The 18,817-nt window shown below is 67.9% G+C and carries 17 protein-coding genes and 1 pseudogene; 7 read left to right on the forward strand and 11 right to left on the reverse strand.

All coding sequences use genetic code 11. The annotated features are described in order from the left end of the window. Window positions 1-42: 42 nt before the first annotated feature. A complete protein-coding gene (locus tag GGR12_RS01025) occupies window positions 43-2,997 on the forward strand; it encodes a beta strand repeat-containing protein (RefSeq protein ID WP_183201954.1) in 2,955 nt (984 codons plus the stop codon). A 24-nt stretch (window positions 2,998-3,021) separates the two neighbouring features. Continuing rightward, window positions 3,022-3,465 carry a cupin domain-containing protein gene (locus tag GGR12_RS01030; protein WP_221212176.1) on the forward strand — a complete coding sequence of 148 codons (444 nt, stop codon included), beginning with the start codon at window positions 3,022-3,024 and terminating at the stop codon, window positions 3,463-3,465. Here GGR12_RS01030 and GGR12_RS01035 read toward each other — a convergent pair. After that, window positions 3,428-3,901 carry a helix-turn-helix domain-containing protein gene (locus GGR12_RS01035; RefSeq protein ID WP_183201956.1) on the reverse strand — a complete coding sequence of 158 codons (474 nt, stop codon included), beginning with the start codon at window positions 3,899-3,901 and terminating at the stop codon, window positions 3,428-3,430. The genes GGR12_RS01030 and GGR12_RS01035 overlap by 38 nt on opposite strands. Before the next feature lie 198 nt (window positions 3,902-4,099). Here GGR12_RS01035 and GGR12_RS01040 point away from each other — a divergent pair, with 198 nt between their 5' ends. After that, on the forward strand, window positions 4,100-5,332 hold the full coding sequence (locus tag GGR12_RS01040) for an epoxide hydrolase family protein (protein ID WP_183201958.1): 1,233 nt from the start codon (window positions 4,100-4,102) through the stop codon (window positions 5,330-5,332). Between the two features lie 72 nt (window positions 5,333-5,404). On the opposite strand, the gene rplS is transcribed toward GGR12_RS01040, so the two are convergent. The 6 genes from rplS to GGR12_RS16475 all read right to left on the reverse strand — a co-directional run bounded on the left by rplS (window position 5,405) and on the right by GGR12_RS16475 (window position 10,627). Next, window positions 5,405-5,833 carry a 50S ribosomal protein L19 gene (gene rplS / locus GGR12_RS01045; protein WP_183201960.1) on the reverse strand — a complete coding sequence of 143 codons (429 nt, stop codon included), beginning with the start codon at window positions 5,831-5,833 and terminating at the stop codon, window positions 5,405-5,407. A 65-nt stretch (window positions 5,834-5,898) separates the two neighbouring features. Then, complete coding sequence (gene trmD / locus GGR12_RS01050; RefSeq protein ID WP_183201962.1) at window positions 5,899-6,594, reverse strand: tRNA (guanosine(37)-N1)-methyltransferase TrmD; 696 nt, start codon at window positions 6,592-6,594, stop codon at window positions 5,899-5,901. A gap of 119 nt (window positions 6,595-6,713) precedes the next feature. After that, window positions 6,714-7,937 (reverse strand): BaiN/RdsA family NAD(P)/FAD-dependent oxidoreductase, encoded by a 1,224-nt coding sequence (locus GGR12_RS01055; protein ID WP_183201965.1) that lies wholly within the window; start codon window positions 7,935-7,937, stop codon window positions 6,714-6,716. A 36-nt stretch (window positions 7,938-7,973) separates the two neighbouring features. After that, window positions 7,974-8,570 carry a hypothetical protein gene (locus GGR12_RS01060; protein WP_183201967.1) on the reverse strand — a complete coding sequence of 199 codons (597 nt, stop codon included), beginning with the start codon at window positions 8,568-8,570 and terminating at the stop codon, window positions 7,974-7,976. Then, window positions 8,570-9,064: a hypothetical protein gene (locus GGR12_RS01065; protein WP_183201969.1), complete on the reverse strand. Its 495-nt coding sequence runs from the start codon at window positions 9,062-9,064 to the stop codon at window positions 8,570-8,572. The genes GGR12_RS01060 and GGR12_RS01065 overlap by 1 nt, the downstream gene beginning before the upstream one ends. 78 nt (window positions 9,065-9,142) lie before the next feature. Beyond that, the gene (locus GGR12_RS16475; protein WP_425486211.1) at window positions 9,143-10,627 is read right to left on the reverse strand and encodes a phage terminase large subunit family protein; all 1,485 of its coding nucleotides are present in this window, start codon (window positions 10,625-10,627) and stop codon (window positions 9,143-9,145) included. A 989-nt stretch (window positions 10,628-11,616) separates the two neighbouring features. Between GGR12_RS16475 and GGR12_RS01080 the strand changes: the two genes are divergently transcribed. The 4 genes from GGR12_RS01080 (at window position 11,617) to GGR12_RS01095 (ending at window position 13,640) form a co-directional block, all read left to right on the forward strand. Continuing rightward, the gene (locus GGR12_RS01080; RefSeq protein ID WP_183201970.1) at window positions 11,617-11,826 is read left to right on the forward strand and encodes a hypothetical protein; all 210 of its coding nucleotides are present in this window, start codon (window positions 11,617-11,619) and stop codon (window positions 11,824-11,826) included. Then, complete coding sequence (locus tag GGR12_RS01085) at window positions 11,813-12,088, forward strand: hypothetical protein (protein ID WP_183201972.1); 276 nt, start codon at window positions 11,813-11,815, stop codon at window positions 12,086-12,088. The genes GGR12_RS01080 and GGR12_RS01085 overlap by 14 nt, the downstream gene beginning before the upstream one ends. An 84-nt stretch (window positions 12,089-12,172) precedes the next feature. Further along, complete coding sequence (locus GGR12_RS01090; protein WP_183201975.1) at window positions 12,173-13,150, forward strand: toll/interleukin-1 receptor domain-containing protein; 978 nt, start codon at window positions 12,173-12,175, stop codon at window positions 13,148-13,150. Window positions 13,151-13,154: 4 nt separating this feature from the next. Continuing rightward, window positions 13,155-13,640: a hypothetical protein gene (locus tag GGR12_RS01095; protein WP_221212177.1), complete on the forward strand. Its 486-nt coding sequence runs from the start codon at window positions 13,155-13,157 to the stop codon at window positions 13,638-13,640. A gap of 267 nt (window positions 13,641-13,907) precedes the next feature. Here the strand turns inward: GGR12_RS01095 and GGR12_RS01100 are convergent, their stop codons facing one another. From GGR12_RS01100 to polA, 4 genes and pseudogenes are all read right to left on the reverse strand, one after another. Next, window positions 13,908-14,636, reverse strand: coding sequence for a toll/interleukin-1 receptor domain-containing protein (locus tag GGR12_RS01100; protein ID WP_183201977.1), 729 nt, complete (start codon window positions 14,634-14,636; stop codon window positions 13,908-13,910). Between the two features lie 200 nt (window positions 14,637-14,836). Further along, window positions 14,837-15,124: pseudogene (locus GGR12_RS01105) on the reverse strand (DNA polymerase); the annotation flags it as partial. Continuing rightward, entirely contained in the window at window positions 15,087-15,842 is a 756-nt protein-coding gene (locus tag GGR12_RS01110; protein ID WP_183201981.1) for an energy transducer TonB, read from the reverse strand. The pseudogene GGR12_RS01105 and the gene GGR12_RS01110, both read right to left, overlap by 38 nt. Before the next feature lie 59 nt (window positions 15,843-15,901). After that, window positions 15,902-18,814, reverse strand: coding sequence for a DNA polymerase I (gene polA, locus GGR12_RS01115; RefSeq protein WP_183201983.1), 2,913 nt, complete (start codon window positions 18,812-18,814; stop codon window positions 15,902-15,904). Window positions 18,815-18,817 lie beyond the last annotated feature (3 nt).

Genomic DNA, 18,817 nt, shown 5'->3' on the forward strand with positions numbered 1-18,817 from the left:
GCGCCGGGTGGAGGCCCGGCCCTCAGCGAGGGATCGAACGCCATGCCCATCAGCCACATCTACACCGGCCAGCCGATGACCGGGACCGCTGAAGACGACTTCGTCATCGCCTATCCCGGATCGACCGGGACCAGCGTCAACACCGTCAACGCCGGCGACGGCGACGACTGGGTGATGGGAGATTCCACCGACACCTGGATTCCGAACGCCTCCTATCTCAACGGTTCGATCGCCACGGCCTTCAACCTCGAGACCATCACCTCGACCTGGAGCGTCCTCGAGAACCCGACGATCGGCGTCGATTCCACGCCCCACACCACCGCCATCGTCGAGACGACCATCGGTCAGAGCGAGTATTTCGCGGTCGCGATCGGCGCCGGCCAGACCATCACCATCGATCTCGACTTCGGCGTCGGCTCGTTGATCGGCGCCCCCGTCGACCTGGTCGCCGAATTGCTGGACGCAGGCGGCAATATCGTCGGCGCCTCCGACGACGAAGCTCCGACCAGCGGCGGTCTGGGATCCTTTCCCCGCACCGCTGGAAGCCAGTTGTCCTACGACAGCTACCTGACCTTCACCGCCCCCGCCGCGGGGACCTACTACATCAACGTCCGGCCGTTCGGCAGCGGACCGGGCTCGACGTTCACGGCGAACAACACCTTCGTGCTGAATGTCTCGGTCACCGGCCACGCCATCGGCTCCGCCCCGGCCATGGGGATCGACACGCTCAATGGCGAGGGCGGCGCCGACGCCCTGTTCGGCCAGGCCGGCGCCGACATCCTGAACGGCGGGGCCGGCGACGACCTCATTCACGGCGGCACGGGCATCGACGTCATTCGCGGCGGCGCCGACAACGACACCCTGTACGGCGGGGAAGGCACCGAGGAAGAGGTCCACGGCGACGGCGGCAACGACATCCTCCATTCCGGCGGCGAGGGTCACTATTACGGCGACGCCGGCGACGACCTGATCCACGCCGGTCTCACCTCGGGCGTCAACGAGATCCTCGACGGCGGCACGGGGATCGACACCATCAACACGGCCCTGTGGAACGGGACCTACGAGATCAACCTCGTGACGGGCTCGACCAATTTCGGCGAGATCTTCAGCAATTTCGAGAACGTCGTCACGGGCAACGGCGCCGACACCATCACCGGCACGGACGGCGCCAACCGCATCACCACCGCCGGCGGCATCGACATCATCAACGCCGGCGGCGGCGACGACGTCATCGACGGCGGGGCCGGGGCGGACAGCATCGACGGCGGCGCCGGCATCGACACGGCGGACTATTCCGGCGGCGGGTCGGTCACGGCCCGCCTCGACACCGGAATCGCCAACGACGGCGACACCCTGACCGGTATCGAGAACCTGATCGGATCCGTCGCCAACGATCTGCTCATCGGCGACGCCGGCGCCAACCTTCTGCAAGGCGGCGCAGGCGTCGACACCCTGCTCGGCCAAGGCGGCAACGACATCCTGTGGGGCGGCATCGTATCCCCCAACACCCTGCAGGGCGGTACCGGTGACGACCGCTATGTGCTCGAGGTGGTCGACACCGTGGTCGAGCTCGCCGGCGAGGGCACGGACACCGTCGAGGCCCGCATCGCCGCCTACACCCTGTCCGCCAACGTCGAACGGCTGGTATTCACCGGCGTCGGCGATTTCAGCGGCACGGGCAATGCGCTGAACAACGTCATCACCGGCGCCGGCGGGGGCGACACCCTGCGCGGCGGGCTCGGCTCCGACACCCTGCTCGGCCAGGGCGGCAACGATATCCTGTGGGGCGGGACAGGCCTGGCCAACACGCTTCAGGGCGGTCTCGGCGACGACCGTTACATCCTCGAGGCCGCCGATTCCGTGGTCGAGGTCGCCGGCCAGGGCACGGACACGGTCGACGCCCGCATCGCCGCCTACGTCCTCGGCGCCAATATCGAGAACCTGCTCTTCGGCGGCGCGGGCGGGTTCACCGGCACGGGCAATGCGCTCAACAACACCCTCACCGGCGGCGGCGGCGACGACCTGCTGCGCGGGCGGGGCGGCGTCGACACCCTGGTCGGCGGCGCGGGCTTCGACACCGCCGACTACAGCCAGGCGACGGCGGGCGTCAGCGCCAGGCTGGACCTTGGCAAGGCGACCAACGACGGTGAGGGCGCGACCGACAACCTGTTCGGCTTCGAGGCGCTCGCGGGCTCCCTCCACAACGACGTGCTGATCGGCAACGGCGCATCCAACACCCTGTCGGGCAGCCTCGGCGCTGACACCCTGCTGGGCTTCGGCGGCGACGACGTTCTCCGCGGCGGCCAGGGGGCGGCCAACCAGGTCCAGGGCGGGGCCGGCAACGACTATTACGTTCTCGACGCCTACGACACCGTGGTCGAGCTGGCGGGCGAGGGCCACGACGTGATCGAGGCCCACGTCGGCACCCACACCATGGGCGCCAATGTCGAGGACATGTTCTACGTCGGCGCCAACAAATTCTACGGAACGGGCAACGCCCTGGGCAACACCATCACCGGCGGCGCGGCCAACGACATCCTCAAGGGCATGGGCGGCGCCGACCGGCTGTTCGGGGGCGGCGGCACGGACGAGGTGCACCTGCGGGGCGTGGCCGCGAACTACGTCATCGTCAGCGAGGGGGCCGGCTACCGCATCGTCGATTCCGTCGCCGGCCGCGACGGCTCGACCTATGTCGAAAGCGTGGAACTGCTTCGCTTCATCGCCGGAAACACCACCCGCGTCCTGACATATCCGCCGCCGCCCTCCGGCCCGCTGGAGACGAGCGACAAATTCATCGACGACGCCTTCGTCCTGCCGCCCGCGGCCGACGACACGGCGGTGCAGGCTCTGCCGGAGACCAGCGTCCTCGACGCCCTCGCCGCACGGCCGCACGCCGGCTTCGGCCACGCCCTCCCCTGGATCGGCGACTGGTCGGGCCTGCCGCTCAACGACCACGGGTTCATCCCGGGAGCCCATATGGATCACTGGCTGTTATAGGGGCGCAGGTTCGGAGAGACCGCCATGCTCTTCCCCCCGATGGCCCTGATCGCGGCCCTCGCCCTCACCCCGCTCGCCGCAGGTCCCGTCACCCAGGAGCCGGCGCGTGACGAACTCGCCAGCCGGCTCGTCCGCCGCGAACTACAGCGCGCGCCGTCGTCGGTCGCGGACCGGGAGATCGTTCAGGTGGTGACTGAAATTCCGGCCGGGGTCGAATCCGGCTGGCACATCCATCCGGGCGAGGAGGTCGGTTACATCCTCGCCGGCGATGTCGAGATGAAGGTGGCCGGCCGCGCCGACGTCACCCTGAGGACCGGGGACGCCTTCCTCATCCCTGCAAACACGCCGCACAATGCGCGCGACATCGGACCGGAGACCGGCCGCATGCTGTCGACCTATTTCGTCGAGGCCGGCCAGCCGCTTGCGACGCTCACAGGTCCGCCTCCCTCGCCGACGCCGGGTCGATAGTCAGCGTCGCTTTCCGGTGCGGGTCCGGTCGCGTCCGGCCCGTCGGCCCGGCGACCGCCAGGGCCCATCCCGCTCTCCGCCGTCGCCGCCAGGCCGCCGGGCTGCAGCCCATGGTCGCCCCGAACACCCGGGTCAGATGGCTCTGGTCCGCAAAGCCGCAATACGACGCGATCAGACAGACCTTCTCGTCGGTCCATTCCAGCAGTTCGGCGGCCCGCCGGACCCGTTGCTGCACCATCCATCGGTGCGGCGGCGTGCCCATGCTGATCTTGAAGGCGCGTTCGAAATAGCTGCGGGACAGGCCGCACCGGTTGGCGATGTCCGCGACCGACAGGTCCGCGCCGGGCTCCCGAAGCAGTTCTCCGACGGCGAGTTCAAGCTGCCAGGGCGCGAGCCCACGGGGACAATGTCCAGGTCCTGTAGAGGGTGGAACCATGGCGCATCTGCTTTCGGCCCGGAACATCGGTCTCCGACGGCGGAAGATCAACGGCACAAACCTTCCAAAACGCCCCATCCGTTCAAGCCAGCGGGCTGAACGTGTCGATAGAAGCGGGTCCAAGGCTTCAGCCGGTCTCCCATGCGACCGGACCATCCGGCGCTCCCCGGCTGTCCCTGAAAAACCTGGAGAAACACCATGGACGGAACGGTTCCTATGGCGCCCGACGGCGCGGCGGCACTAGGGGCGGGGGTCGACAGCACGGCGATCCGGCCCTTCAGCATCAATGTCCCGGACGAAGACCTCGCGGACCTGCGCAGCCGGCTCCGCAACACCCGGTGGCCAGAACGGGAAACCGTCCCCGACGACACCCAGGGCGTCCAGCTCGCCACCATGCAGAAGCTCGCCGACTACTGGGCGAACGAATACGACTGGCGAAAGGTCGAGGCGCGCCTGAACGCCCTGCCCCAGTTCATCACCGAGCTCGACGGCCTGGACTTCCACTTCATCCACGTCCGCTCGAAGCACGAGAACGCCCTGCCGGTCATCATCACCCACGGATGGCCCGGTTCGGTCATCGAGCAGCTCAAGATCATCGGGCCGCTGACCGACCCCACCGCCCACGGCGGCAAGGCCGAGGACGCTTTCGACGTCGTGATCCCGGCAATGGCCGGCTACGGCTTCTCCGGCAAGCCGGACAAGCCAGGCTGGGACGCCCCCCGCATGGCCAGGGCCTGGGTCGAGCTGATGCGGCGCCTCGGCTACACGAAAGTCGTGGCCCAGGGCGGGGACTGGGGCGCTCTGGTCACCGAGCAGCTCGGCGTGCTGGCCCCGCCGGAACTGCTGGGCATCCACACCAACATGCCCTCCGCCGTGCCGCCCGAAATCTTCGCCGCCCTGCCGACGCACACGCCGCCGGCCGGCCTGTCCGAGGACGAGCTGTGGGCCTTCCAGCGGCTGGACACCTTCTTCGGCAAGGGCCTCGCCTACGCCCAGGAGATGGGGCTGCGGCCACAGACCCTGTACGGCATCGCGGACTCGCCGATCGGTCTGGCCGCCTGGTTCTGCGACCACGACGAAAAGAGCTACCAGCTCAAGGCGCGGGTGTTCGACGGCGTCACCGAGGGTCTCAGCCGCGACGACATCCTCGACAACCTGACCATCACCTGGCTGACCAATACGGCCATCTCCGAGGCGCGCCTGTACTGGGAGAACAAGCTGCCCTTCTTCGTGCCGATGAACGTGAAGGTGCCGGTCGCGATCAGCGCCTTCCGGGACGAGCTGTACCAGTGCCCGCGCAGCTGGGCCGAGCGGTTCTATCCGAACCTCATCCACTACAATCGGGTCGACAAGGGCGGCCATTTCGCCGCCTGGGAGCAGCCCGAGGCGCTCGTCAACGAGATGCGGACCGGCTTCCGCTCCCTGCGCTGACCGCGCCCCCGCGCAAGAAAAAGGCCCCGGCGAACCGCCGGGGCCTTCTTCATATCAACGACCTGAAGCGGCTTACGCTTCGGTGTCGGCCGGGCCTTCAGCAGCGCCGGTGACCGGCACGGCGACGCCCTTCGGCGCGCGGGCGGTTTGCTTCTCGGCGATACGGGCCGACTTACCGCGACGGTCGCGCAGGTAGTACAGCTTGGCGCGACGGACGACGCCGCGGCGCTTCACTTCGATGGATTCGATGTTCGGCGACAGGATCGGGAAGACGCGCTCGACGCCCTCGCCGAAGGAGATTTTGCGGACGGTGAAGTTCTCGTTCACGCCGCCGCCGGCGCGCGCGATGCAGACGCCTTCGAAGGCCTGGACGCGCTCGCGCTCGCCTTCCTTGATCTTGACGTTGACGCGCAGGGTGTCGCCCGGCTGGAAGTCAGGAATGGCGCGCGTCTCGATCAGACGGGCTTTTTCCTCGGCAGCGATCTGCTGAAGGATGTTCATGTCTATTCTCCTCGGGCTTTTGCGCCCTTTAGCTGTGAATTGGCGGGGCGAACCCCGCGGGTAGCTCAGTCTTTCGCGTTGCGCGCCGCCCAGAGATCCGGACGTCGTTCCCGCGTGGTCGTCTCCCGCTGCTCCTGACGCCATTGCGCGACCTTTTTATGGTCGCCCGACAGCAGGACCTCCGGGATATCCAGGCCCTCGAACGTCCGCGGTCGCGTGTACTGCGGATGCTCCAGAAGCCCGTCCTCGAAGCTTTCCGAACTCAGGCTTTCAGCCTGGCCCAGCACTCCGGGGATCAGTCGTACGCACGCCTCGATCGCGACCATCGCCGCCGCCTCGCCGCCGGCGAGAACCGCGTCTCCGACCGAGACCTCCTCGAACCCGCGCGCGTCCAGCACGCGCTGATCCACCCCCTCGAAACGGCCGCAGAGGACGACGATGCCGTCCGCCTTCGCCCATTCCTTGACGCGCGCCTGGGTCAGGGGCCGACCCCGGGCGCTCATGTACAAAAGCGGCCGTTTCGGTCCGGTCAGGCTATCGACCGCCCGGGCCACAACATCCGCTTTAAGCACGGCTCCTGGGCCGCCACCCGCGGGGGTGTCATCCAGGAAGCCGCGCCTATCTTCGGAAAACGCCCGAATGTCAAGCGTTTCAAGGCTCCAGAGCCCCCGCTCGCGCCACGCCGTCCCGATCAGCGAAACGCCGAGCGGGCCCGGAAACGCTTCCGGAAACATGGTCAGGACGGTGGCTGTAAAGGGCATGGGGCGCCTCTTAGCGCACTCAGGGTCGAGGGACGAGGGTCGAGGGATTCAGGGTTCAGGAGCCCCGAAGTCCGGGACATCCACCTCGCCTCGCGACCCTCGACCCTCGACCCTCGACCCTAGCAAACCTGCCCCGCCGCCCAGCCTGACGACCAGGCCCACTGGAAATTGTAGCCGCCCAGCCAGCCGGTGACGTCGACGGCCTCGCCGATGGCGTACAGGCCCGGCACGGCCTTCGCCGCCATGGTCTGCTGGTCCAGCTCGTCGGTGGCGATGCCGCCCAGGGTCACCTCGGCGGTGCGATAGCCTTCCGATCCCACCGGCTTGACCGTCCAGGCGTTCACCGCCTCGTCCAGCCGGCGCAGCACCTTGTCGCCGACCTCGGCCAGCTTGCCCTGCACGCCCTCGCGCTCGCACACGCTCTCGGCCAGACGGCGCGGGACGATGTGGCCCAGGGCCGTGTGCACCATCTGCTTGCCGTTCTCCTCCTTGGCCGCCTTTAGGCGAGCGTAGACATCCTCGCCGGGCGCCATGGCCACGGTGATCGCCTCGCCCTCGCGCCAGTAAGAACTGATCTGCAGGATCGACGGGCCCGACAGCCCACGATGGGTGAACAGCATGCCTTCCGCGAACCGCGTCTCGGCCGTCGGCCGTCCGGGCGCGCCGCCGTCCGCCGGCGTCCGGTGACTGACCACCGCCTCGACCGACAGCCCGGACAGGGGCGCCAGCTTCTCCAGCAGGCCCGGCTCGAAGGTCAGCGGAACCAGCGCCGGGCGCGTGTCGGTCACCCGCAGCCCGAACTGCCGCGCCGTCTCATAGGCCCAGCCGGTCGCGCCCATCTTGGGGATCGACTTGCCGCCGGTGGCCAGCACCAGCGACCTCGCCCGCACCACGCTCCCGTCCGACAGCGCCGCCTCGAAGCCCTCGCCCGAGCGCGCCACCCGGTCCACCGCCAGGCCCAGCGACAGGGTCGCGCCCGCCTCGCGCATGTCGTCCGTCAGCATACGGATGATCTGTTTGGCGCTGTCGTCGCAGAACAGCTGGCCCAGGGTCTTCTCGTGCCAGGCGATGCTCGCCCGGTCGACCCGCTTGATGAAGTCGTGCTGGGTGTAGCGCTTCAGCGCCGAGGTCGCGAAGCGCGGGTTCTCGCCCAGGAAGTTCGCCGGCCCGGTTCCCAGGTTGGTGAAGTTGCAGCGTCCGCCGCCCGAGATGCGGATCTTCTCGCCCGGCGCCCGCGCGTGATCGACGATGCGCACCGAGCGCCCGCGCCGCCCCGCCTCGATGGCGCACATCATCCCGGCCGCGCCGGCGCCGACGATCAGGACATCTACGGTTTCGCTCATCCGCCTGCGCTTAGCAGGGCGGCCGCCCCGCGACCATCAGGCCGCCTGTTCCGTCGGCCTGGCCGCGCCCCGCCGCCGCTCCAGCACGTCGGCCACCTTCCAGGCGCCCAGCACCATCGCCGCCAGCAGCAGGGTTTGGGCCACGGTGTACCAGAAGATCATCGCCCACAGCGTCGGCTTGGCCTGGGCGTGGATGTCGCGCGCGATGCGGCCGCCGTTGATCGGGTCGTGCATCGCCTCGACGTAGTCGCCCTGGTAGTAGACCATGTCGGTCGCCAGCTGGCCGGTCGGGCGGTCGGGCACCACCAGCTGCACCGTCTCCCCGTCCACGCTGCGCTCGATGGTGTGCTCGCCGATGTAGCTGAAGGCGTAGACCGAGGTCGCCAGCCCCACCACGCCCAGCGCCAGCACGGCGATGCCCACCTTCTGCGCCGACAGCCGCTTCAGCCGCCCGCCGAACAGATAGACGGCCAGCACCACCAGCACCCCGGCGGTCAGCGCCAGCCCGCCCATCAGCTGCTGCAGGTCCAGCGGCAGCTGGATCGCGCGGGTGATCAGGGCCAGGCCCGGCAGCAGGGCGATCAGGCTGACCACCCCCTTCACGACATTCTCGACGTTGGCGAAACTGGGCATCAGCAGTTCACCGTCACGGTCCCGGCCCCGTCAGGCACGTGGCGCAGCACCTTCGTCCAGGCGGGCTGGTCGGCGCACACCGGGAACAGCAGATACTGCTGCCCCTCGCGCAGCTGGATCTGGGCCCCGACGCCGATCTGCTGGTCCTGCCGCTGGCGCCAGAACTCGGTCCGCCGGCTCGGCTCGTCGGCGCCCAGCCCCTGCCACAGGTCGTTGCGGATGAAGAGGAAGCTGCCTGTGCTCGTCGACTGCACCGTCACCGGCACATAGCTGGGCCGCTGCGGCATGGGAGGAGGCGGAGGCGGAGGAGGCGGAGGAGGCGGCGGAGGCGGCGGAGGCGGCGGAGGCGGCGGAGGCGGGGGCGGCGGCGGCACGTACGCCACCTCATCCGCCATGGTCGCACAGCCCGTCAGGCCGACGCCCCCCAGCAGCAGGACCAGCGCCATCGACGCGACCCCCGGCAACCGCCCCCGCAAGGCGCGCGCATCCCTCATGACCAGCCTCCGTTGTCCCCGCACAACCCTTGGCCGAGTCCGCCCTCGCGTCAAGCGTGACAGAACGCGGTTACGCGCTCACCACGCCCGCGCCGACAGCCCCGTCCGCACGACCGGCCCGCCCAGCACGCTCACCCGCGGCCCGTATTCCCCGCTCCTGGCCCGGTCGATCAGCAGGTCGGTCACCGCCCACACCAGCGCATCCGCCCGGTCCAGGTCCGACCCCGCCTCCTCCTCCCCGCCCAGCGCCATCAGCTCCTCCTCCAGCGCCGCGAAGTCCCCCGCATGAACAACCCGCCCCTGCTCATACAGCGCCGCCACCGGCTCGGCCCGCACCCGCTTGCCCTTCGTCGCCCGCACCTCTCTCAGCCGCACGGCGCAGCCCGCCGCCTTCAGCACCGCCCGCACCATCTCCCCGCCCTGGTTGACCTCGGCCACGATGGCGTGCGCGCCGAAGGCCTCCGCCGCCCGCACGGCCCGCCGCGCCCACCCGTCCGGCGACAGCCCCGCCTTCGACCAGTCCGCCAGCACCACGGCCCGATCCCCCCGCCGCCCCGCCACCACGATGCCGCAGGCGTTCCCGCCGGCGGTGGTCGTCGGGTCCACCGCCACGACGATGCGGTCGTAAGGCGCCTCTCCCTCCCCGCCCCGGGGAGGGATGTCGGCGCGCAGCGGCGACAGGGTGGGGGCGCCCCCATCCGCCTCGTCCGCCGCCCCCACCCGGTCGCTTCGCGACCACCCTCCCCGGGGCGGGGAGGGAGAACGCGCCCGCATCATCATCTCCGCCGTAAACAGCGCCCCTTCCTGTTCCACCACCTTCCCCTCCAGCTCCTGCGCCGCCTTCCGCGTCCCGCCGTACAGCCGCTCCAGCCCCTCGACGAAGCCGGCCGACAGATTCGCCGCATTGTCCCGCGTCGTCGCATGCGTCTCCACGCACCCCGGCTCGCCCCGCAGGCGCCGGAGCGCCGCCGAGGGCCGGGGCGTGGTGGTGACGCAGAGGCGCGGCTGACTACGCCCCTCCACCCCTTCGGGGTCCCCCTCCCCATCGCAAGGCGACGGGGAGGAGACACTGCCGCCACCTTCCGTCTCCTCCCCACATCGTGGGGAGGGGGACCGCGGAGCGGTGGAGGGGCGCAGCGGCAACCTCAACCCCATCCGCAGCAACGCCAGCGTCTCTCCCCCCTTCCTCCACGCGCAAAATTCGTCCGCCCACGCCGCCGCGAACTGCGGCCCGCGCAGGCTGTCCGGATCCTCCGCCGAAAACGCCTGCGCCACCGCCCCGTTGGGAAACACCAGCCGCCGCCGCGACGGCTCGAACACCGGCCGCGCCCCGCCCTGCCAGCGCGGGAGCGAGACGATCCCCGACGCCCCCTCGACCATCACCTCGCGCACGTCGTGCAGCGTCGGCCCGATCAGCGCCAGCCGCCCGCCGGCCCCCAGCGCCTCCGCCTGATCCGCCAGCCACATCGCCCCCGCCAGTGTCTTCCCCGCCCCCCGCCCGCCCAGGAACAACCACGTCGACCAGTCCCCGTCCGGCGCCCTCTGCGCCGGCCGCAACTCCAGCGGCGCCGCGGCCGCCTCCCCGGCCTCGCCGTCTTCGCACCCCGGGGGGTTCGGGGGGCTCAAGCAGCCCGAAGGGCGATAGCCCCCCGAGGCGAAGAAGCTCTTCTCGACCGCCTCCTTCGTCCGGCACGCCGCCGTCACCGTCCGATAGTCCCCCAGCGCCCCCGCGCTGACGATCACCGCCTCGAACGACGCCCGCGTCGCCGCCGCATCCTTCGGATCGATCGCGACCGCCAGGCGCGGATCGCCGACGCCGCCCTCGTCTCCTCCCCGCTCCGCGGGGAGGGGGACCGCGAAGCGGTGGAGGGGCGAAACCTCGCCTTCCGCCCCCACCACCTCATCCGACGCCCTCCGCAAATCCTCCCGCCGCCAGCCCCGCTTCGCCGCCTGGGTGCAGATCGTCGCCGCATGCACCCCGAACCGCTCCGACAGCACCGTATCCGGCACGCCCACGGCCCTCAGCCGGAACAGCTCCCGCCACCCGCCCTCGTCCAGCAGGCTGTTCTGATGCTTCCAGTCATCCGGCCGCGCCTCGAACGGCGGCGCCCGCCGCCGCCCCGGATGATCCGCCGGCAGATCGCACAGCCGCATCCCCAGCCGCTTCGCATTGGCGCGCCAGGTATCGCTCGACACCCCCGCCTCGGCCTTCAGCGCCTTGCAGGCCTCCCCCGCATGCCAGCGCCCGAACAGCGCCCGCCACGCCGCGTCGTCATGTTTCGAATTGAAATGCTTCCCCATGCCGGAAGTCTAAGGGCGGCCGATACCCCGGCTGGCCGATCCCCTGATTTCAGCGTCAACCCCCTGAAATCCCTCACCCCGATTGCGCGGGAATCCGAAAACAACCGCACAGCAAATTCTCCCCCGCCGGGGGAGGGGGACCCTCCGAAGCCGGAGGCGAAGGAGGGTGAACAACCGGAACAAATCAGGAACAATTCATTTGCCCGCCCCGTTCTCCCGGTCCAGACAGAGCGTCAGCGATGGAGGACGCCATGACCCCGGACCCGACCCCGAACCACCCTTCCGCCCGCCTCCTCGCCGCCCTCCGGGGCGTCGACCTGACCAGCGCCGACGGCCGCGCCGGCATCGGCGCCCTGCTGGCCGAGATCGAGCGCCTCTCGCCCGGCGCCATCCAGCGGCAGTCGGCCTCCATGGACCTGCGCCGCGCCGGCTCCGTTCGACAGGCCGATGGGTCGGCGTAATCCGGATCGCTACACGGCCGAGGACTGGAAGACGGCGGGCCGCACGGTCGGCGCGATCATCGCCAATCGCTGGCTGGTCTACACCGAGTGCGACCTGTGCGAGCTTCGCATCCGGGCGGACCTGAAGCGCATCGCCCGCGAGCGCGGGGCCAATTTCGTCCTGTGGGGCCGGGCGACGACCTGCCGGCGGATGGGGTGCCCGGGACGGGTGACGTTCTGGGTTCGGCCGCATGGGGCGGGCGGGGATGTGGCGATGACGTAAGGACGCCTCGCAGCCTTAGGGGTTCACAACGCTTGCGAATCCTGAAGGGCGCATCACATTGGTTTCTCAAACTCGGGGGCGGCATTGCCAAGCGTTTTCTTCTCGTATTCGCACGCGGACGAAGGGCTGAGGGATCAGCTTGAGAAACAGCTCGCTATGCTCAAGCGACAGGGCGTCATCGACACTTGGCATGATCGCCGGATCGGGCCGGGCGAGAACATCCATGCAGCGATCGACGACCACATCAATAGGGATCAGATCATCCTGCTTCTTGTAAGTGCGGACTTCATTGCGTCGGACTATTGCTACGACATCGAAATGAAACGAGCGATGGAACGCCATCACGCAAAGGAGGCTCGCGTCATTCCGGTCATTCTGCGCGCTTGTGACTGGAACAATGCTCCTTTTGGTGAACTGATGGCCGTTCCGAAGGACGGCATTCCGGTCACACGATGGCCGGACATCGATGAAGCACTACTGCAGGTCGCCAAGGCTGTAAGAATTGCCGCTGCTGATATTGCGAGTTCGGGGGCCTCCTCCCCCGCAGCATTGCACAGTGCGCCGGCGGCCGTACGGTCGGTACCGATAGCCGCACCAGCGGTCGCACGATCCAGCAATTTACGCTTGGCCAAGACCTTTACGCAGCGAGACAGAGACCAGTTTCAACTGGAGACATTCGAGTTCATCGCCCGATATTTTGAGAACTCACTTTCCGAACTCACGGCGCGCAACCCGGGCTTCGAGGGCAATTTTCGAAAGGTCGATGCTGGTCGGTTTTTCGCGACAATCTACAAAGAGGGCAAAGACGTCGCGCGAGCAACAATCTACTTGGGCGATGACAGCTTCTCCAAGGGGATAAACTATATCCACGGACAGACCACGGGAAGTAACTCGATGAACGAGTCGCTTCGCGTCGAAGCAGATGAGCATTCTCTCCACTTGTTGAGCATGGGCATGCGTTCCCTTGGGCTGGAACGAGATAAGAAACTTTCTCAAGAGGGAGCGGCCGAACTCTACTGGAGCATGCTAGTCGATCCGCTCCAGCAAGGTTCCGGTTGGTAGAGCGATGAACATGCTATCCGCAACAGAATTCACGGCTGGCGCACTTGCGGACGCGAAGCCTCTTTCGCTCATGCTGCCTCGAACGAAATACGAATCGACAGTTCTTGTTGGAAGCTTGCAAGACAAACCTGCCGCGGTGGTCTTGGATGGCGGCTCCCCGTTTATCTTTTTCCCGAGTTCGGAAAACTTCAGCTGGCGTGGCCTGATCATCCCGGATGTGATGATTGAGGTGGATCAAGAGAGCTTGTTCGACCCTCAATCGACCACACCCCGCCTTGGAGATATTGTTCGGACCTCGACGCAACTCGCCGTGTGCGGCAAGGCGGATGGGCATTTTGGTCGGCAGGGGAGGGTTTTGCTGCACGACGGATTGCTACCCGCAGGATCGGAGCAATCGGCAGGCTTTTCTCGCTGGTGCGTAGTGATCGGAGCGGGAGCCGACAAGCGGACGCTTGTTGAAGTCGATTCCAAAAGAAAATTAGAAGCCTAGTTGCCTTCAATCTCGACGGAGCAGGCCATCGACTCACGGTTGCATGATCGAAGAGATGCGGCCAAGGTTCGATTTGTTATCAGCAAACCGAGTCGTGACGATGCCTGAGACGAAGCCATTCACCTGCCAAAACTGCGGACATCAGTTCGCGGAACAAGTCCTGACCAAGGAAGAGTCACAGAGGGCCAGAGACGAGAATCGCCCGACCTCCTCTTTGCATTGCCCAAAATGCAACCGCACTGCCGTGCGGCCTGGTTGGGACTGAAGTTACCGGCTGGGCGAGGGTCCGCGCGGCTTCTTAGGACGCACTTTGACGGCCCTTCTTGGTTGCGTCGAAGCGCCCGATTTGGGCTTCGTCGCGCCCGGCTTGGCTTTGGCCTTGGCCTTGGCCGGCTTAGCCTTAAGGGTCCTCGCTGGTTGCGGTTTCTTCGCGCCGGGTGATGCGATCTTGGGAGAGACCGGCTTCTTCGGAGCCGTTGAAGCAGTCGAACGCCGCTTCGGGGGCAAACCGGCCTTTACGGCAGAAACAGCCTTGATTACCTCTCGCAAACCATTGACGATTTCCTCGTAGGCATCGCCTCTCCTGGGCCAATGATCGACAGGTTTTCCGTCAGTCGGCAGCGCTTTGTAAGCCGCCATGCGAGTATGCTTCCACTGGCAATCCCTCAGAATCGCGACAACTACTCTGATGCCACCTCGGGCGGCTTTGCGCAGGGCGGGACTGTATTCCTTGTCAAAGCAATAGCTTGAATGGAGATAGTCCGGACTCGCGAGCGCGACGAAAATATCCGCCGCTTTCATCGCGCGCCTTACGTTGGCGTCGATTTCGCTGCCTGGCGTAATGTCTCCATCGAACCAGAACTCGATGCCTTCGCGCTTCAGCTGGGCCAAGTGCACTTCAAGCGTTTGTCGAGCCTTTTGGTCCTTATGCGAATAGGAAATGAAGACCCTAATAGGTCCAGCTGCGCTGTTCGTAAGAGCTGAACTTGGCGGCAAACGGGCTACCTGTTGAGGCTATTCGTATGGGGATGCCACGCGAATCAATCGGTAGCGCTCCAAAGTACATGAACGTCAACCTGAGTCTTGCCGACCGTCAAGGTTGAGCGCCGCCTTCACAACCCGACCTTTCGCGCTCAAGCAGCGAGCGACCGCGTCGCGAGCGTTAGCGCCAGAACGCATTAGGGTGCGTCAGCGCCCTAATGCGCCTCGTCCCAGTTCCCCGCCGCGCACGCATCGACCACGAGCGGCACGGTCAGCGCCACGGCAGGCTCCGCCGCCCCCTCCATCACCCGCTTGATCACGGCGATGGCCTGGTCGGCCTTCGCCTCCGGGGCCTCGAAGACCAGTTCGTCGTGGACCTGGAGCAGCATCTTCACGTCTGACAGGCCGGCCGCTGCAAGCGCCGCCGGCAGGCGGATCATGCGCCGGATAATGACGGCAGCGCGTTCACTCGCACGCGTAGCGGGCGCAATAGCGTCGGCGAATCTCGGCCATCGCCGCCAGCTCGTCCGGTGTCGGCGGCGGGCATGCCGCCAACATCTCTTCGGTCGAGGGCATTCTCACCGGCTTGCGCTCGATCATGCGCTGCAGCTCGACGTCGCTGAACAGGTTGATCAGCTGAAGCGCCCGGACCTCCCGGTCGCGCACCGGATCTCTGGGCATCAACTCGTCTATCCAGGGACGAACAACCTCGCGGCGTTCGGCGTCGAGACCACCTGACCAGAGGTCACGGGGCGGTGGGGGAAGGTCCGCTTCCATAAGGTCGACCAGTTTCCTGGCGAGGGCGAGACTGGCGGGCGAAGGCTCCGCCCTCACTTCCGACGGAGCGCCCATATCCGGGGCCAGAAAGTTGACGTTGGTCTGGACCCAGCGCGGGGACACTTCGCCGTCTAGGCGGGCCGCCCTGACCTCGGCGGTTGCGAGCATCTGCAGCGCGGCGGCGCCGAAGCCGAGGCCCTCGGGCGCTTCACGAACGACCACGCACTCTGTCGGCGGCCCATCGGCCGCGGCCCTGCATTTCACGGTCGCCACCCCGCCGATGCCAATCCCCCCGGCAAAGGCCGGATGCATCTGTGCGGCGTTGGCGGCGCTGACCGGTCGGCTCCAGGCAGGGGGGACAAAATCCTGTCCCGCCTCCTGACCCGCGCCCGTCAGCGCAACGATCCCGCTTCCCAGCCAAGCCAGGGCATTTACAAAAGCCATCGACGCCTCCCTCTCGTCGGCAGACAATCACGCGGGCGCGGCGCGGTCTATCCGCCCCCTCAGTGCGCCTCGTCCCAGTTCCCCGCCGCTCGCGCATCGACCACCAACGGCACCGTCAGCGCCACGGCCGGCTCCGCCGCCCCCTCCATCACCCGTTTGATCACGGCGATGGCCTGGTCGGCCCTGGCTTCCGGGGCCTCGAAGACCAGTTCGTCGTGGACCTGGAGCAGCATCTTCACGTCGGACAGGCCGGCCGCTTCCAGCGCCGCCGGCATGCGGACCATGGCGCGACGGATGATGTCGGCGGCGGCGCCCTGGATGGGGGCGTTGATGGCGGCGCGTTCGCCGAACTGGCGCTCGGCCCCCGACTTGGAATGGATGGCCGGGATGTGGATGCGGCGGCCGAAGACGGTGGAGACGAAGCCGCGCTCGCGCACCTCCGTTTTCGTCGCGTCCATATAGGCGCGGATGCCGGGGAAGCGCTCGAAATAGGTCTTGATGTAGGCCCCGGCCTCGCCCTGGTCGATGCCCAGCTGGGCGGCCAGACCGAAGGCCGAGATGCCGTAGACGATGCCGAAATTGATCGCCTTGGCGCGCCGCCGCGTCTCGGAGTCCATCTGGTCGAGGGGGACGTTGAACATCTCCGAGGCCGTGGCGGCGTGGATGTCCTGGCCGGCCTTGAAGGCGCGTTTCAGCTCGGGGATGTCGCCGATGTGGGCCAGCAGGCGCAGCTCGATCTGGCTGTAGTCGGCGCTGATCAGGACATTGCCGGGGCCGGCGATGAAGGCCTGGCGGATCTGGCGGCCGGTCTCGGTGCGGATCGGGATGTTCTGCAGATTGGGGTCGGAGCTGGCGAGGCGGCCGGTGGTGGCGGCGGCCAACTGGTAGCTGGTGTGGACGCGGTGGGTGGTGTCGTCCGCGGCCTCGATCAGGGCGTCGGTGTAGGTGCCCTTCAGCTTGGCCAGCTGGCGCCAGTCCAGCAGGACGCGGGGCAGTTCGTGCGTCTGGGCCAGGGCGTCGAGGGTCGAGGCCTCGGTGCCCCACTGGCCGCTGGCGGTCTTCTTGCCGCCGGGCAGCTGCATCTCGCCGAACAGGATGTCGCCGATCTGGCGCGGGGAGCCGACATTGAACGGGCGGCCGGCCAGCTGGTGGGCTTTGGTCTCCAGCTCGGCCATGCGCATGCCGAACTCGCTGGACAGGCGGCGCAGGCGGGCGGGGTCGACGCGGATGCCCTCGCGCTCCATGCCGGCGAGGGTTTCGGGCATGCCGCGTTCGAGGGTTTCGTAGACGGTGGTCAGCGCTTCCGCGGCCAGGCGGGGCTTGAGGATGCGCCACAGGCGCAGGGTCACGTCGGCGTCCTCGGCCGCGTAGCAGGTGGCGTGTTTCAGCTCGACGTGGCGGAAGGATTTCTGGGCCTTGCCCGTGCCCGCCACCTGTTTGAACGGGATGGGTTCGTGGCCGAGGTGCAGCCGGGCCAGCTCGTCCATGCCGTGGCCGTGCAGGCCGCCCTCGAGGACGTAGCTGATCAGCATGGTGTCGTCGTAAGGCGCGACGCGGACGCCGCGCTTCGCCATGACGGCGAGGTCGTATTTGATGTTCTGGCCCACCTTCAGGACCGCGGGGTTCTCCAGCAGGGTCTTCAGGCGGGCCATGGCGGTCTGTTTCTCGATCTGGGTGATCGGTTCGCGCGTGTCGGCCGGCCCGTCCCCGAAATCCAGCCCGCCGGCGCTCTCGACCGGCGCATGCTCATGCGTCAGCGGCACATAGCAGGCGTCATTCGGCCCGATCGCCAGCGACACGCCGCACAGCCCCGCGAAATTCGACGACAGGGCGTCGGTCTCGACGTCGAAACCGACCACGCCGGCCTCGGTCGCGCGGGCGATCCAGGCGTCGAGTTCCTCGATCGTCTGTACACAGACGTACCCCTCCAGATCGAAGTTGTGGGCCTCGTTGGGCGTGGTCGGGGCCTGGGGGGCGTAGCGCGGGGTGATGACCGGGGCGGTCAGGGGCTTGGGGCGGGCGACGAAGGCGGTGCCGTCGCGGGCCGGTGCCTTGCCGTCGCCGACACGGTTGCGCAGCGAGCGGAACTCCATCTTGTCGAGGAAGTCGGCGAGCACCTCGGGGTCGGGGTCGCGGACGGCGAAGTCGTCGATGGCCTCGGGCGCGGGGGCGTCGCAGGACAGACGGACCAGTTCGCGACTGAGCAGAATCTGGTCGCGGAAATTGATCAGGGTTTCGCGGCGTTTGGGCTGTTTGATCTCGCCGGCGCGGGCCAGCAGGGTGTCGAGATCGCCGTATTCGTCCAGCAGCTGGGCCGCGGTCTTGGGTCCGATGCCGGGGGCCCCGGGCACGTTGTCGACGCTGTCGCCGATGAGGGCCTGCAGGTCGATCATCTTCTCGGGGCCGACGCCGAATTTTTCGTAGACCGCGGCCTCCTCCAGCCGGCGGTCCTTCATCGGGTCCCACATGACCACGCCGCCGCCGATCAGCTGCATCAGGTCCTTGTCGGATGAGACGATCACGGCCTCGCCGCCCGCGTCCCGGGCCTTGCAGGCGTAGGTGGCGATCAGGTCGTCGGCCTCGTAGCCGGGCAGCTCTAGGCAATGAACGCCGAACGCCGCCGTGGCCTCCCGAACCAGCGGGAACTGCGGGGCCAGATCTTCGGGCGCCGGCGGGCGGTGCGCCTTGTATTGGTCGTACAGCTCATTCCGGAACGTCTTCTCCGAGTGATCGAAGATCGCCACCAGGTGGGTGGGGCCGTCCGCGCCCTTCATGTCCCGGATCAGCTTCCAGAGCATGTTGCAGTAACCCTGCACCGCCCCGACCGGCAGACCGTCGGACTTGCGGGTGAGCGGCGGAAGGGCGTGATAGGCGCGGAAGATGTAAGCCGAAGCATCGATCATCCAGAGCCGCAGGGCGGGGCCGTCCTGGGTGAGGGGGCGGTCGGCGGTCTCGGCGGTGCTGTCGGTCATGGG

The organism is Brevundimonas lenta (genome assembly GCF_014196335.1).
GTDB classification, from domain to species: domain Bacteria; phylum Pseudomonadota; class Alphaproteobacteria; order Caulobacterales; family Caulobacteraceae; genus Brevundimonas; species Brevundimonas lenta.